Source organism: Actinomadura sp. WMMB 499 (genome assembly GCF_008824145.1).
Taxonomy (GTDB): domain Bacteria; phylum Actinomycetota; class Actinomycetes; order Streptosporangiales; family Streptosporangiaceae; genus Spirillospora.
In genome coordinates, this window is record NZ_CP044407.1 from 2649028 (window position 1) to 2663266 (window position 14239).

General features: G+C 75.2%; 14 protein-coding genes. 9 read left to right on the forward strand and 5 right to left on the reverse strand.

From position 1 onward, the window contains the following. Positions 1 to 26: 26 nt before the first annotated feature. Positions 27 to 818, forward strand: coding sequence for an SAM-dependent methyltransferase (locus tag F7P10_RS11395; protein WP_151009327.1), 792 nt, complete (start codon positions 27 to 29; stop codon positions 816 to 818). A gap of 77 nt (positions 819 to 895) precedes the next feature. Continuing rightward, entirely contained in the window at positions 896 to 1276 is a 381-nt protein-coding gene (locus F7P10_RS11400) for a YchJ family protein (protein WP_254716546.1), read from the forward strand. Between the two features lie 121 nt (positions 1277 to 1397). Here the strand turns inward: F7P10_RS11400 and F7P10_RS11405 are convergent, their stop codons facing one another. Beyond that, complete coding sequence (locus F7P10_RS11405) at positions 1398 to 4697, reverse strand: BTAD domain-containing putative transcriptional regulator (protein ID WP_151009328.1); 3300 nt, start codon at positions 4695 to 4697, stop codon at positions 1398 to 1400. A 138-nt stretch (positions 4698 to 4835) separates the two neighbouring features. Here F7P10_RS11405 and F7P10_RS11410 point away from each other — a divergent pair, with 138 nt between their 5' ends. Both F7P10_RS11410 and F7P10_RS11415 read left to right on the forward strand, forming a co-directional pair. Beyond that, the gene (locus tag F7P10_RS11410; protein WP_151009329.1) at positions 4836 to 5420 is read left to right on the forward strand and encodes an NADPH-dependent FMN reductase; all 585 of its coding nucleotides are present in this window, start codon (positions 4836 to 4838) and stop codon (positions 5418 to 5420) included. A 23-nt stretch (positions 5421 to 5443) separates the two neighbouring features. Next, positions 5444 to 6004 (forward strand): dihydrofolate reductase family protein, encoded by a 561-nt coding sequence (locus tag F7P10_RS11415; protein ID WP_151009330.1) that lies wholly within the window; start codon positions 5444 to 5446, stop codon positions 6002 to 6004. Position 6005: 1 nt separating this feature from the next. On the opposite strand, the gene F7P10_RS11420 is transcribed toward F7P10_RS11415, so the two are convergent. Beyond that, positions 6006 to 6632 carry a TetR/AcrR family transcriptional regulator gene (locus F7P10_RS11420; RefSeq protein ID WP_151009331.1) on the reverse strand — a complete coding sequence of 209 codons (627 nt, stop codon included), beginning with the start codon at positions 6630 to 6632 and terminating at the stop codon, positions 6006 to 6008. Between the two features lie 72 nt (positions 6633 to 6704). On the opposite strand from F7P10_RS11420, the gene F7P10_RS11425 reads away from it, so the two are divergent. Both F7P10_RS11425 and F7P10_RS11430 read left to right on the forward strand, forming a co-directional pair. After that, positions 6705 to 7490, forward strand: a complete 786-nt coding sequence (locus F7P10_RS11425) for an ABC transporter ATP-binding protein (RefSeq protein WP_151009332.1) — start codon at positions 6705 to 6707, stop codon at positions 7488 to 7490. 14 nt (positions 7491 to 7504) lie between these two features. Further along, a complete protein-coding gene (locus F7P10_RS11430) occupies positions 7505 to 8254 on the forward strand; it encodes an ABC transporter permease (protein ID WP_151009333.1) in 750 nt (249 codons plus the stop codon). A gap of 29 nt (positions 8255 to 8283) precedes the next feature. Here the strand turns inward: F7P10_RS11430 and F7P10_RS11435 are convergent, their stop codons facing one another. Further along, the gene (locus tag F7P10_RS11435; RefSeq protein ID WP_151017969.1) at positions 8284 to 9105 is read right to left on the reverse strand and encodes a helix-turn-helix transcriptional regulator; all 822 of its coding nucleotides are present in this window, start codon (positions 9103 to 9105) and stop codon (positions 8284 to 8286) included. Positions 9106 to 9487: 382 nt separating this feature from the next. Between F7P10_RS11435 and F7P10_RS11440 the strand changes: the two genes are divergently transcribed. The 3 genes from F7P10_RS11440 to F7P10_RS11450 all read left to right on the forward strand — a co-directional run bounded on the left by F7P10_RS11440 (position 9488) and on the right by F7P10_RS11450 (position 12101). Next, positions 9488 to 9838 carry a YciI family protein gene (locus F7P10_RS11440; RefSeq protein WP_151009334.1) on the forward strand — a complete coding sequence of 117 codons (351 nt, stop codon included), beginning with the start codon at positions 9488 to 9490 and terminating at the stop codon, positions 9836 to 9838. A gap of 134 nt (positions 9839 to 9972) precedes the next feature. Further along, positions 9973 to 11184, forward strand: coding sequence for an RNA polymerase sigma factor (locus F7P10_RS11445; RefSeq protein ID WP_151017970.1), 1212 nt, complete (start codon positions 9973 to 9975; stop codon positions 11182 to 11184). Then, a complete protein-coding gene (locus F7P10_RS11450) occupies positions 11181 to 12101 on the forward strand; it encodes a threonine/serine dehydratase (protein ID WP_151009335.1) in 921 nt (306 codons plus the stop codon). Before F7P10_RS11445 ends, F7P10_RS11450 begins: the two co-directional genes overlap by 4 nt. Positions 12102 to 12186: 85 nt before the next feature. On the opposite strand, the gene F7P10_RS11455 is transcribed toward F7P10_RS11450, so the two are convergent. After that, complete coding sequence (locus F7P10_RS11455) at positions 12187 to 12687, reverse strand: carboxymuconolactone decarboxylase family protein (RefSeq protein WP_151009336.1); 501 nt, start codon at positions 12685 to 12687, stop codon at positions 12187 to 12189. Positions 12688 to 12776: 89 nt separating this feature from the next. After that, positions 12777 to 14234 (reverse strand): MFS transporter, encoded by a 1458-nt coding sequence (locus tag F7P10_RS11460; RefSeq protein WP_151009337.1) that lies wholly within the window; start codon positions 14232 to 14234, stop codon positions 12777 to 12779. Between the last annotated feature and the right edge of the window lie 5 nt (positions 14235 to 14239).

The following is a 14239-nucleotide window of genomic DNA, read 5'->3' on the forward strand; positions in this document are numbered from 1 at the left end:
CCTGGCATGAGGCCGAGAAGGACTTGATGGCCGGAATCGACACATCGATCCCGCATTCGGCAAGAATCTGGAACTACTGGATGGGCGGCAAGGACAATTACGCCGTCGACCAGGAGGCCGGCGCGCATTTCGCCGGCATCTATCCGAGCATCGCCCACATGGCGCGCTCGTCCCGGTACTACATCACGAGGGTGGTGCGGTTCCTGGCGGGCGAGGCGGGCGTCCGGCAGTTCCTGGACATCGGCACCGGGCTGCCCAGCCACGACAACACGCACGAGGTCGCACAGCGCGTCGCGCCCGACTCCCGCATCGTGTACGTGGACAACGACCCGCTCGTCCTCGCGCACGCGCACGCCCTGCTCACCGGCAGGGGGACGGGCGGCACCGACTACATCGACGCCGACCTGAACGATCCCGAGTCGATCCTGGAGACGGCGCGCACGAAACTGGATTTCGAGCGGCCCGTCGCGCTGATGCTGATGGGGGTGCTCGGGCATCTCCCGGTCTCCGGCGACGACGACGCCCGCGCGCGCGGGATCGTCGAGACGCTGAAGGCCGCGCTGCCGTCCGGCGGTTACCTCGCCGTCTACGACGGGACGAACACCGACCCGTCGTTCGTCAAGGCGGTCGACGACTACAACGCGGGCGGATCCGTCCCCTACGTGCTGCGCAGCCCCGAGCAGCTCGGGCGGTTCCTGGACGGCTTCGAACCGGTCGAACCCGGACTGGTGCAGATCGGACGGTGGCGCCCGGACCCGAACCCGTTCGAGGACGCGAAGGGCCACGACGCCTGGGGCGGGGTGGCCCGCAAACCCTAGGTGCCGTGGCCGGTGGATCCGGTCGGCAGGTCCGGCCGGCGGGTCCGGTCGCCGGCCGGGCGCGGTTGAATGGGGGCGTGGCCAAGGGATGCGCGTGCGGGAGCGGGGTCGGATACCGGGGGTGCTGCGGGCGGCTGCACCGCGGCGAGGCGGCCGCGGCGACGGCCGAGGAGCTGATGCGGTCGCGGTACAGCGCGTTCGCCGAGCGGGACGAGGCGTACCTGCTGCGGACGTGGCATCCCGCGACGCGCCCCGAGCGGATCGACTTCGATCCGGCGCTGCGCTGGACGGGCCTGGAGATCGTCCGCACCGAGGCGGGCGGGCCGCCGGACGCCCGCGGGGTCGTCGAGTTCCGCGCCCGGTACGCGTCCGGCGGCGAGCCCGGCGAGCTGCACGAGGTCAGCCGGTTCGTCCGTGACGACGGCGCGTGGGTCTACGTGCGCGGCAAGGTCGGCTGAACGCCCGGGCGGCGGCGGTCAGGCGCAGGGGCCGCTCGCACGGCTCGTCGAGCACGTGCCGCGACCACTGGTCGAGCACCTGGTCACCAGGTGCGGGACGCGGTCGGCCTCGATCGGTGAATCACCCGCCGGCGGGCGGGCCCCGCCACGGCGACGGCCCGCCCGCGACCGCCTCCGCGTGCCGCAGGACGTCCGCGGGGTCGCGGCCGGGACCGTCCGCGAACGCCGCCGCGAACGCGTCCGCGCCGAGCGCCGCCCGGACCCGTCCGGCGGCCCGGTCGATGTCGATGCGCTCCGCCGGGCTCGCGGGCGCCCGCACCCCGGCGCGCACGGCGGCGGCCTTCCCCAGCAGCGCCGCGGCCTCCGCGTGGTCCCCCGCCAGGCCGTACGCGCCCGCGAGCCCCTCCAGCGCGCCCGCGAGGTCGCGCGGCGACTCCTGGCGGAGCGCGACGGCCAGCGCGTCCCGGTGGAACCGGACGGCCGTGCCCGCGTCGCCCCGCAGCTCGGCCACGTACCCCAGGCCCAGCTGGCTCAGCGTCAGCGACAGCGGCGGGAACTCGTCGGGCGACGCGCCCTCCATCATCGCCGCGAGCCGGTCCTGCGCCTCGTCCAGCAGCCCGGCGTAGCGCGCCGCGAGCGCCATCCCGGCCTCCGCGAACCTGACCGCCTGCAGGTGGCCCCGCTCCGTCCCGAGCCGCATCGCCCGGTCGCACAGCTCCCGCGCCGCCGCCGGGTCGCCGCGCATGACGGCGATCCAGCCGCGCCAGGCCAGCCGTCCCGTGACGTCCGGCCACAGCCGCAGCTCCTCCGCCATCCGCTGCCCGTCGCGGTGCAGCCGCTCCGCCCGGTCGAAGTCGCCGGTCAGCTCCGCCAGCCCGCCGAGCCACTCGGTGGCCTGCAGCCGCCCCCACCGGTCGCCGAGCCCGCCGAACAGGACGGCGGCGCGTCCGGCGTCCCGCTCCAGCGCGGGCAGGTCGCTGCGCACGTGCGCGTGCTTGGCGCGCAGCAGCAGCACCGCCGCCTCGCCCCACACGTCGCCGGACGCCCGGAACGACTCGAGCGCCTCGGCCAGGACGGGCGCGACCGCCGTGACGTCGTCCACGTCGGAGCCCGCGAACGCCAGGAACCACCGCGCCCACGCCGCCAGGTGCGCGTCCCCCGTGGCGTCCACCGCGCGCAGCGCCGCCGCGCTGCGCGCGGACCAGTCGCGGACGTCGCCCTTCAGCATCGTCAGCCCCGTCCGCCACGCCACCGCGCGGGCGCGCCGGACGGCCGTGCCGCCGTCCAGGGCCAGCGCGGCGTCGAGGGAGCGCAGCGCCTCCCCGAGCCGGCCGCGCAGGAACCAGTACCAGGCGAGCGCCCCGGCCAACCGCAGCGCGCGGTCGGCGGCGCCCTCCGCGACGGCCGTGTCGAGCGCCGCGCGCAGGTTCGCGGCCTCGGCGTCGAGCGTCCGCAGCCACGGCGCCTGCCCGGCGCCCCGCAGGTCGGCGCGTTCGGCCAGGGCGGTGTAGTACTCACTGTGCAGGGACCGGACGCGCGCGTGCTCGCCCGCCTCGCGCAGCCGGTCGGCCCCGTAGGCGGCCACCGACTCCAGCAGCCGGTACCGGGGCTCCTCGCCCGGCCGCTCGACCAGCACGACCAGCGACCGGTCGACCAGCCGGACCAGCAGGTCCAGGACCTCCTCCGCCGGGACGTCCCCGCCCGCGCACACCGCCTCGGCCGCGTCCACCGCGCAGCCGTCCGCGTGCACCGACAGCCGCCGCAGCACCGCCCGCTCCGGCCCGTCCAGCAGGTCCCAGCTCCAGTCGATCATCGCGGTGAGGGTGCGCTGCCGGGGCGGCGCGCCCCGGTGGCCCGTCGCGAGCAGCCGGAACCGGTCGTCCAGCCGCGCCACGAGCCCCTGCACGCCCAGCGTCCGGACGCGCCGCGCCGCGAGTTCGAGTGCCAGCGGGATCCCGTCGAGCCGGCGGCACAGCACCGCGACCGCCGCGGCCGTCTCGGCGTCCAGCCGGAACCCGCGCGCCGCCGCCTCCGCCCGCGCCGCGAACAGCCGCACCGCGCTCGACTCCGCGAGCGCCGCCGCGTCGACCGTCCCGTCCGTCCCGTCCGCGCCGCCGGTCCGGTTCCGGGCGGGCACGTCCAGCGGCGGCACCGCCCACACCACCTCGCCGGGCGTGCCGAGCGGCTCCCGGCTCGTCGCGAGCACCCGCAGCCCCGGGACCCGGCCCAGCAGCCGCTCGGCCAGCTCGGCGGCCTGCTCGACGACGTGCTCGCAGTTGTCCAGGACGAGCAGCAGGCGGCGCTCGGCGAGCGCCGCGGCGAGCCGGTCGAGGGGCGCGTCGGGGCCGCCCGGCGCGTCCCGGACGTCCAGCACCGCCGTCGCGACCTCGGCCAGGTCCGGGAGGGTGGCCCGGTCGACCGCCGCCAGCTCCACCAGCCACACCCCGTCGGCGAAGCCGCTCGCGGGCCCGTCCGCGAGCCCGGCGGCGATCTCCACCGCGAGGCGCGTCTTGCCGACGCCGCCCGGCCCGGTCAGGGTGACCAGCCGGTCGGTGCCGAGCCGGGCGCGGACGTCCGCCACCGCGCCGTCCCGTCCGATCAGCTCGGTCGGCGGAACCGGCAGGTTCGTGCGCGGCCGCGCGGGCCCCGCCGCCGCGCGTCCGGCCGGGGCGTCCAGCGCGGGGTCCTGGCGCAGGATCGCGCCGTGCAGCTCGGCCAGCTCGACGCCGGGGTCCAGGCCCAGCTCGTCGGCCAGCAGCGCCCGGAACCGGTCGAAGGCCTCCAGCGCCTCATGCTGCCGCCCCGCCCGGTACAGGGCGCGCAAGTGCGCGGCGCGCAGCCGTTCCCGCAGCGGGTGCGCGGCCACGGCGGCGGCGAGCTCCCCGGCCAGCGCCCCGTGCTCGCCCAGCTCCAGCCGCACCTCCGCGTGCTCCTCCAGCGCCGTCAGCCGCAGCTCCTCGAGCCGCGCCGCCGCCGGACGGACGAACGGTTCGTCCGCGAAGTCCGCGAACGGCGCGCCGCGCCACGCGCCGAGCGCCTCGCCGAGCAGCCCCGCCCGCGCCTTGGGGTCCGCCGCCGCGCGCGCCTCCGCCACGAGGGACTCGAAGCGCCGCGCGTCCACCCGCCGGTCGGCGGCGGCCAGCAGGTACCCGGCGGGACGCGACTCCACGAGCGCCCGCGCGCCCGGTTCGGCGTCCTCCAGCACCCGCCGCAGCTGCGACACCTTCGCCGACAGCGCGCCCGGGGGATTGCCGGGAAGCGCGTCGCCCCAGAGGTCGTCGATCAGCCGGTCGGCGGGGACGGGCCGCCCCTCGTGCACGAGCAGGTCCGCCAGCAGCGCCCGCACCTTGATGCCGGGCACGGGGACGAGCCCGCCGTCGTCCGTCCATACCGCGAGCGTGCCGAGTACCCCGAATCGCATGCGACGACCCTAACGACACCCGCCCCGACCTGGGGCATTTCCGGCAGATCGCCCGACCGGAAGGCGACCGTAAGGATCCCGTAAACCCTCTGGCGCAGAGTGGTTCCCGTCAGCAGGAACAGGGCGAAGGTGGTCGACATGGCGGACGACGGACGGCTGCGGGTGGCGGTGATCATCGGCAGCACGCGGCGCGGGCGGTTCGGCCCGACCGTCGCGGAGTGGTTCGCCGGGCGGGCCCGCAGGCGCCCGGACCTGGACGTCGACCTCGTCGACCTCGCCGCGTGCGCGCTCCCCCAGGCGCTCCCGGACGAGGACGAGCCCGCGCCGCCGGCGGTCGCGACGCTCGGGCTGCGGCTCGCGGCGGCGGACGCGTTCGCGGTGGTGACGCCCGAGTACAACCGGGGCTACCCGGGAGCGCTCAAGACCGCGATCGACTGGTTCTACGACGAGTGGCGGACCAAGCCCGTCGCCGTCGTGTCCTACGGCCGCGAGTCGGGCGGCCTGCAGGCGGCCGCGCAGCTCCGCGAGGTGTTCGCCGAGCTGGAGGCCGTCCCGATCCGGGACGGCGTCGCCCTGCCCTGCTACTGGCGCGACTTCGCCGCCGACGGCTCCTGGCCGAAGTCCGGCGCCGAATGCAACACGGCCGTGTCCACGACCCTGGACCGCCTGTCGTGGTGGGCCCGCGCCCTCCGCGACGCACGCAACGCTCACCCGTACGGCTGAACACCCGAAAACCGGAGGAAGACATGCGCAAGATCATCAGCTCCACCTACGTCACGCTCGACGGCGTCATCGACGACCCGCAGATCTGGACCATGCCCTACTTCGGCGAGGAGGCCGCCGAATACGGCCGCGAGCTCCTGTTCTCCTCCGACGCCCTGCTGGCCGGCCGGGAGACCTACGACGCCTTCGCCGAGACGTGGCCCGCGATGGAGGAGCAGACCGGCGACTTCGGCGCCCGGATGAACTCGCTCCCGCACTACGTCGTGTCCGACTCGCTCGAGAAGGCCGAGTGGGGCGACAGCACGATCATCAAGCGGGCCGACGCCGCCGCGAAGATCGCCGAACTGAAGAAGCAGGACGGGCAGAACATCCTGCAGTACGGCTACGGCGTCGTGACGGAGACGCTGATCGAGCACGGGCTGCTGGACGAACTGCACCTGTGGATCCACCCCGTGATCGTCGGGCCCGACAGCACGTCCAAGCTGCTGAGCCGCAACGGGTTCGGCGCCTCGTTCGAACTGGTCGGTACCCGGACGTTCGAGAACGGCGTCATCATCGCGACCTACCGCCCGGCCGCGAAGTGACTCACCGGCGGGCGTAGTCCAGGACGCGCGGGCCGAGCAGGCCCTCGATCGCGTCCAGCAGCCCGAGCATCGCGCCGGCCATGGCGTCCACGTCATGGCCGGCTTCGGTGCGCGTGCCCGCCTCCATCAGCACCCGCGCGTGCAGCCAGCCGATCTGCCCCGCGACCAGCCCGGGGAGCGGGTCGTCCGGGGCCGCGCCGGTCTCCGCGGCGAGCAGCGCGGCGAGGTCGGCCTCCATCCGGACGGCGATGTCGTCGAGCCGCGCGAGCAGCGTGGGGGCGGCCCGCATCATCGCGTGGAAGCCGGCGAAACCGGGCGTCAGGCCGAGGGCCGGGTCGCGGCGCCGCACCTCCTCGCGCAGCCGCCGCAGCACGGCGCCCGCCGCGGACTCGCCGGGCTCGCGGGCGGCGACGATGTCGGCCAGCCGGCTCCCGTGGTGCGGCGGGAACACGAGGTCCTCCTTGGCCTCGAAGTAGTTGTAGACGGTGTTGACCGAGACGTCCGCCGCCTCCGCGACCTCGGCGATCGTCACCGCGTCGAACCCGCGCGCCACGAACAGGCCCGCCGCCGCGTCCGCGATCCGCCTGCGCGTCTCCCGCTTCTTGCGCTCCCGCAGCCCCTCCGCCATGCCGTCACTCTAACGCCGTCCAAACTTAGAGTCGATTGCAAACTTAGAGTCGATTGTGATTTTATGCTGGGCATGTCCACGCCCGTCATCGACGTCCGGGGCCTCACCCGGACCTTCGACCTCAAGACCGGCCCCGTCCACGCCGTGCGCGGCATCGACCTGGCGGCGGAGCGCGGGGAGATTCTCGGCCTCCTCGGCCCGAACGGCGCGGGGAAGACGACGACCCTGCGCATGCTCACCACGCTGCTCGCGCCGACCGGCGGCGACGCGACGATCGCCGGGTGCGACCTGCGCCGCGACCCGGCGGGCGTCCGGCGGCACATCGGGTACGTCGCGCAGGCGGGCGGGCTCGACCCCGCCTGCCCGGTGCTGGAGGAGCTGGTCACGCAGGGCCGCCTGCACCGGCTGCCGCGCCCGGACGCCCGCGACCGCGCCGCCGAGCTGGCGTCCGACCTCGCCCTCACCGGCCTGCTGGAGCGGCCCGCCGGGGCGCTCTCCGGCGGGCAGCGGCGCCGCCTGGAGATCGCGCTCGGCCTGGTCGGCCGGCCGGAGGTGCTGTTCCTCGACGAGCCGACCACCGGCCTGGACCCCGGCGCCCGCGCCGAACTGTGGGACCTCGTCCGCCGGATCCGCGCCGAGCGCGGCACCACGGTCGTCCTCACCACCCACTACCTGGACGAGGCGGACGCGCTCGCCGACCGAGTGGTCGTCGTCGACGCCGGGACGGTCGTCGCCGACGGCTCCCCCGCCGACCTCAAGGCGCGGCACGCGGGCGGCCCGGCCGCGAGCCTGCAGGACGCCTTCCTGGCGATCACCGGGCGCCGCCCCGCCGCCGACGGCGCCCCCGTCGCGATCTGAACGGAACCGGAACCATGCGCGACTTCCTCACCGACACCGGCGTCGTGTTCGGCCGCTACATGCGCGCCACGCTCCGCTCGAAGACGAACCTGTTCTTCGGAATGCTGCAGCCCCTGCTGTTCCTCGCCCTGTTCGGGCCGCTGCTCACCGGCCTCCGCCTCGGCGTGGACGGCTCGTCCTGGCAGGCGCTCGTCCCCGGCCTGCTGGTGCAGCTCGCGCTGCTCGGCGGCTCCTTCGTGGGGCTCGGCCTCATCATCGAGAAGAGCTCCGGGGTGCTCGACCGGATGCGCGCCACGCCGGTGCGTCCCGCCGCCCTGCTGCTCGGCCGGACGCTGCGCGACGTCGTCCAGCTCACCGCCCAGTCGGCGCTGCTGGTGCTGCTCGGGCTGGTGTTCGGGCTGCGCGCCCCGATCGCCGGCATCGCGCTCGGGCTCGCGTTCGTCGCCGTCCTGGCGGGCGCGCTGTCCGCGCTGTCGTACGGGCTGGCGATGAAGGTCCGGACGCCCCCGGAGTTCGCCGCGATCACCAACACGGCCGTGCTGCCGCTGATGCTGGTGTCCGGGCTGCTGCTGCCCATGTCCCTCGCCCCCGCCTGGCTCGACGGGCTCTCCCACGCCGTCCCGTTCCGGTACACGGCCGACGCGGTACGGCAGGCGTACCTCGGGAACTACGCGAACGGGACGGTCGCCGCGGGCGCCGCCGTCACGCTCGGGTTCGCCGTGCCGGCGTTCGCCGCCGGGGCCCGGCTGTTCCGCCGCGGCTGACGGCCCGGACGCCGGTCACTCCGCGCGCGTCACTCGTCCAGGAGGGCCCGCAGGACGTCCGGGGTCCGGGTGGGCGGCTCGGACTGGACGCCGAGACGGTTCAGGACGTCCTGGTACCGGGCGATCTCGGACGGGCGGTCCGGGTAGAGGGCGCCGGTGAGCTGCTCCAGGTACACGACGTCGGGCAGTTCGGGCTCGGCGAACCGCAGCAGCGTCACCGGGCCGCCCTCGGCCGCGTGGCCGCCCGCCGAGAACGGCAGCACCTGCACGGTGATGTTCGTCCGCCGCGCCATCTCGATGAGGTGCCGCAGCTGGTCGCGCATCACCGCGGGCCCGCCGACCGCGCGCCGCAGCGCCGCCTCGTCGATCACCGCCCACAGCCGGAGCGGCTCGGGACGGTCGAAGACGCGGCGGCGCTCCATCCGCAGCTCGACGAGCCGGTCGACCTCCTCGTCCGGCGTCTCCGGGTGCCGGGCGCGCAGCAGGGCCCGCGCGTAGTCCTCGGTCTGCAGCAGCTCCGGGATCGTCTGCACGTCGTACAGGCGGATCAGCACGGCGCCCTGCTCCAGCCCCAGGTACGGCTCGAACCAGCCGGGCACGACGTCCCCGTACCGCTGCCACCAGCCGGGCTGGTTGGCGTGCTCGGCGAGCGCCAGCAGCGGCTCGCGGACGCCCGGGTCGGTGACGCCGTACAGGGTCAGCAGGTCGGCGACGTCCCGCTCCTTGAACCCGACGCGCCCCAGCTCCATCCGGCTGATCTTGGAGTGCGAGCCGCGGATCTCGTAGCCGGCCGCCTCGGTGGAGATGCCGGCGGCCTCCCGGTGCCGCCGCAGCTGCGCGCCGACGAGCATGCGCAGAACGGTCGGGCCGGCGAACTCCCGCCCCCGGACGGGCAGGCCCCCCGAAGCGCCGCCGGACGCGGACGGCGCACCGGACGCGCGCGGTGGTTCTCCCACGGGGCGCCTCCTCGGACGCGGATCGTGCCGACGGAGAAAAGTTACCCGCCGAGCGTGGCTTTGCCCAATGTCCCCGTTGGCCCGAGCGAGCGCGCTTCCCGGCCGATGCCGCCGCCACGGCGCCGTGCACCGCGATGACCTGCCATGATACGAATCCGAAAATTTCTCGAAGAAAGTTCCGGCCGGGCTGTCGATCCGGCCGCCCCCTCTTCGACGCGTCCGTGAAGGCCCGGGAGGGACCCGGGCCGCACACACGGAACGACCCACGGGAGACGACATGCGGTTCCTGCTGATGACGACGGACGACGGCTCCACCCAGCCCGGTCCGCCGGACGAGAAGATGATGGCGGAGATGGGCGCGTTCATCGAGGAGATGACGAAGGCGGGCGTCCTGCTCGCGACCGGCGGGCTGGAGCCGGGCGGCACCCGGATCACCAACTCCGGCGGCGAGGTCACCGTCACCGACGGCCCGTTCAGCGAGGCCAAGGAGGCCGTGGTCGGCTTCGCGCTGATCGACGTCCGCAGCCGCGAGGAGGCCATCGAGCTGTCCAAGCGGTTCTGGAGGATCGTGGGCGACGGGCAGGGCGTCATCCAGCAGGTGTTCGGCCCCGAGGACATTCCGGGCTGAACTTGCGCGGCGGCGGCGCGGGTGCTCTCATCGGCGGCGTGACGACCTCCGAGACCGGACGCTCCCGCGTCCATGCCCGCGTCGACGCGGTCTGGCGGCTGGAGTCCGCGCGGATCATCGCGGGCCTGGCCCGCATGGTGCACGACATCGGTCTCGCCGAGGACCTCGCGCAGGACGCGCTCGTCGCCGCGCTCGCCCAGTGGCCGGAGTCGGGCGTCCCGGACAACCCGGGCGCCTGGCTCATGGCCGTCGGCAAGCGCCGCGCCATCGACACGATCCGCCGGGCGCAGGTCCTCGACGGCAAGCTGGCGGAGCTCGGGCACCGGCAGGAGACCGAGGGGCGGGAGCCGCCGCCCGAGTTCGCCGCCGCCGAGGACCCCGAGCGCATCGAGGACGACGTCCTGCGGCTCATCTTCACCGCCTGCCACCCCGTCCTGTCCGCGCAGGCCCGGGTCGCGCTCACCCTCCGCATGCTCGGCGGCCTCACCACCGACGAGATCGCGCGGGCGTTCCTGGTCGGCGAGGCGACCGTCGCGCAACGGATCGTCCGGGCGAAACGCACGCTGTCGGACGCCGGGATCCCGTTCGAGGTCCCCGCGGGGCCCGACCGGGCGGCGCGGCTGTCGTCCGTCCTGGAGGTCCTGTACCTGATCTTCAACGAGGGGTACGCGGCGACCGCCGGGGACGACTGGGTGCGCACCGACCTGTGCCAGGAGGCGCTCCGGCTCGGCCGGATCCTCGCCGCACTGGTGCCCCGCGAACCCGAGGTGCACGGGCTCGCCGCGCTCATGGAGATCCAGGCGTCCCGGTCCCGCGCCCGGACCGGGCCGTCCGGCGAGCCCGTCCCGCTGCACGAGCAGAACCGCGGGAAGTGGGACCCGCTGCTGATCCGGCGCGGGTTCGCCGCCCTGCTGCGCGCGAAGGAACTCGGCGGGACGCCCGGCCCGTACGTCCTGCAGGCCGCCATCGCCGCCTGCCACGCCCGCGCCCGCACCGCCGGCGAGACCGACTGGCCGCAGATCGCCGCACTGTACGGGATCCTCGCGGGCGTGGCGCCGTCCCCGATCGTCGAACTGAACCGCGCCGTCGCCGTCGGGATGGCCGACGGCCCCGAGCGCGGCCTCGCGCTCCTCGACGCCGTCGCCGGCGCCCCCGCGCTGCGCGGCTACCACCTCCTGCCGAGCGTCCGCGGCGACCTGCTCGCCCGCCTCGGCCGCACCGCCGAGGCCCGCGCCGAGTTCGAGCGCGCCGCCGGGCTCACCCGCAACGCCCCCGAGCGCCGCGCGCTCCTCGACCGCGCGGCCGGTATACAGGAGGACGTACCTGCCAGAGAGGAGTCCCGATGATCGCCCGTCCGGACGTCGAGGCCGCCGCCGCGCGCATCGCGGGACGCGTCCGCCGCACGCCGCTGCTGGAGATCGACCCGCTCGTCCCCGCCGGGCAGATGTGGCTGAAGCTGGAGTACACCCAGCACACCGGGTCGTTCAAGGCGCGGGGGGCGTTCAACCACATCCTCGCCGCCCGCGACGCGGGGCGGCTGCCCGACACGGGCGTCGTCGCGGCGTCCGGCGGCAACGCCGGCCTCGCGTTCGCGCACGCGGCGGCGCACGCGGGCGTGCCCGCCGAGGTGTTCGTCCCGGAGACCGCCCCGCAGGTGAAGGTCGACCGGCTGCGGGCGCTCGGCGCCACCGTCGTGCAGGTCGGCACCCGGTACGCGCAGGCCGCCGAGGCATCCCGCAAGCGCGCCGCCGACACCGGCGCCCTGTTCTGCCACGCCTACGACCAGCCCGAGGTCTGCGCCGGGCAGGGCACCCTCGGCCTCGAACTGCCCGACGGGATCGACACCGTGCTCATCGCGGTGGGCGGCGGCGGCCTGATGGCCGGGGTCGCGGCCGCCCTCGAGGGACGCGCCCGCGTCGTCGGCGTCGAACCCGAGGCGATCCCGACACTGGAACGTGCCATGGCCGCCGGACGCCCCGTCGACGTCGACGTCTCGGGCGTCGCCGCGGACTCGCTCGGCGCCACCCGCCTCGGCGAGATCGCGCACGCCGTCGCGTCCCGCACCGGCGTCCGTCCCGTCCTGGTGAGCGACGACGCGATCGTCGAGGCCCGGCGGGCGATCTGGGACGGGTACCGCATCGCCGTCGAGCACGGCACCGCCGCCGCCGTCGCCGCGCTCCGCACCGGCGCGTACCGTCCCGCCCCGGACGAGCGCGTCGCCGTCGTCCTGTGCGGCGCGAACACCGACCCGTCGAGCCTCTGACCCGGCGAACGCGACGGCCGCGCGCGGCGGGCCGGGCAGGGCACGGCCCGGGGTGGAGGCGCGCTCACCCCGGGCCGGCCGTGGGTCAGTCCCGCCACTGCTCCGCGGGGGAGACCCCGGCGAGGGGCCTGCCGATGAGGGCGAGGGGGACGAAGAAGCCGACCTGGCCGATCGCCATGATGAGGGTGGCGAGCGCCTTGTCGTCGTAGTGGGCGGACGCCCGCGCGTACAGCTCGTCGGAGACGCGTTCGCCGTGCGGGTCGGGAGAGTAGACGGCCTCGACGAGGGCCAGCGCGGCCCGTTCGGCGTCGGTGAAGTACGGCGCGTCCTGCCAGGACGCCACGCCGGTGATGCGCTCCTCGGTCTCGCCGGCCTTGCGGAGGTTGCCGGTGTGCAGAACGGTCAGGTAGGTGTTGCCCACGATCTGCCCGACGCGCAGCTGCACCAGGCCGATGGTGGCCCGCGGCACCGAGCCGTTGCCGGTGGCCTTGTACATGGCCTGACCGATCTGCCCCAGTTCGGGGACGAGGACGCCGGGGTTGGGCAGCCGGGACTCGTTCTTCTCCTGGCCGGTGGTGGTGGTCATGATGGGGTTCCTTTCGATCTTCGGTGATGTGTCACTTGTCTGACGGATGGCTTGCGGCGAATGTGACCGGCGTTCGGGTCCGCGGTCGGTCACCGGTGCGAGGCGGTCTTCTGCTCGGGCACGGTCGCCCCCGGGCCGCCCCGGTCCGGGCGCGGCCGCATGAGCAGGACGGCGGTCAGTACTGCCGCCAGGTAGAAGGCGGCCGCGCCGAGCAGGCCGGCGGTGTAGCCCTGGGTGAGCGAGTCCGGGAGCGGCGCCGCGGCCGGCCGGCCTTCGGTGACGGTGGCGGCGACGCTCGCCAGGACCGCCAGGCCGAGGGCGCCGCCGATCTGCTGGCTGGTGTTGATGAGCCCGGAGGCGATGCCCGAGTCCTGGGGCGCGACGTCCTGCACCCCGCCGATGGTGGCGGCGACGAACCCGATGCCCAGTCCGATGCCTCCGACCAGCTGGGCGGGCAGCAGGACGGCCAGGGCGTTCTGGTCCGGGGTGAGCATGCTGAACCAGACCATCGCGGCGGCGGCCACCACCATGGCGACGGCGAGGACGTTGCGGGCGGGCAGGCGGGCCTGCAGCCGGGGGCCGACGAAGCCGGAGCCGATCCCGATGCCGATCGCGAACGGAAGGTAGGCCAGCCCGGTGATCATGGGCGAGTAGCCCTTGACCGTCTGCATGTAGAGGGTGAGGAAGTAGAAGGTGGCCAGTTGTCCCGCGCCCATCAGCAGCATGACCAGGTTGGCGCCGGCCCTGCCCCGATCGGCCAGCACGCCGACCGGCAGCATCGGGGTGCGGGCACTGCGCTGGACGACGGCGAACGCGATGCCCGGCACCAGGGCGAGCGCGCCGAAGGCCAGGGTCCGGCCGTCGGTCAGGCCGTCGGACCCCGCCCGGTTGATCGCGTACACCAGGGACCCCAGGGCCAGGGTCGCGGTGACCGCGCCGGGCAGGTCGATGCCGCCGCGTTCGCGGGTGCCGGAGACCAGGACGAACGTTCCCACCAGCACCACCAGCGCGATGGGGACGTTGATGAACATGATCCAGCGCCAGCCCAGGTACTCGGTCAGCGCGCCGCCCAGCAGCAGGCCGACGACCGAACCCAAGCCGCCCATCGCGCCGTAGACGCCGAGGGCCCTGTTGCGCCGCGGCCCGGCCGGGAAGGTGTCGGCGAGCAGGGACAGCGCGGCGGGGGCGATGATCGCTCCGCCCGCGCCCTGCAGGACGCGCGCGGCGATCAACGTCGCGCCGTCCTGGGCGAGACCGCCCAGCAGGGACGCCAGCAGGAACACCACGAGCCCGGCGCGGAACAGCCGGCGGCGGCCGAACACGTCGCCGGCGCGGCCGCCGGCGAGCAGCAGCCCGCCGAACGCCAGGGCGTAGGACGTCAGCACCCAGTCGAGATCGGCTTCGGCGATGTCCAGGCCCGCGCCGATGACGGGCAGGCCGACCGTGACGATGGTGCCGTCCATCACGATCAGCAGTTGCGCCGCGGCGATCACCAGCAGCGCCAGGTTCGTCTTGCCGCCCCCGTCCGGGCGGGTGTGCGAGGTCATCGGAA